1 protein-coding gene is annotated in these 538 nt (G+C 53.5%); it reads left to right on the forward strand.

Annotated features, from left to right (window positions below):
- The coding region (locus FJR06_RS23990; protein ID WP_217359784.1) for a hypothetical protein at window positions 1-244 on the forward strand (244 nt) is incomplete at its 5' end.
- Between the last annotated feature and the right edge of the window lie 294 nt (window positions 245-538).

Below are 538 nucleotides of genomic sequence, written 5' to 3' on the forward strand. Positions count from 1 at the left end.
ACCCCCTCAACCTCCCAAACAGCGAACTGCTTGCAGCAGCGCTTCGCTATCGCACTTCCTCCAACTTCCCAAACATTCTTTTTTTAACGAACCACAGAGACACAGAGGACACAGAGAAAGAGAGATCGCACTCCCTTTAACCTCCCAAACAGCGAACTGCTTGCAGCAGCGCTTCGCTATCGCACCCCCTCAAATCCCCAAACAGCGATCGCATTCCCTCCAACTTCCCAACATCCTTTTTTAACGAACCACTCCAGACACAGAGGACACAGAGAAAGAGCGATCGCACCCCCTCAACCTTCCAAACAGCGACGCACCCCCTCAACCTCCCAAACAGCGAACTGCTTGCAGCAGCGCTTCGCTATCGCACCCCCTCAAATCCCCAAACAGCGAACTGCTTGCAGCAGCGCTTCGCTATCGCACCCCCTCAACTTCCCAAATAGCGAACTGCTTGCAGCAGCGCTTCGCTATCGCACTCCCTCCAACTTCCCAAACATCCTTTTTTAACGAACCACTCCAGACACAGAGGACACAGAGA

Source organism: Dolichospermum sp. UHCC 0352 (assembly GCF_009711925.1).
GTDB lineage: Bacteria > Cyanobacteriota > Cyanobacteriia > Cyanobacteriales > Nostocaceae > Dolichospermum > Dolichospermum lemmermannii.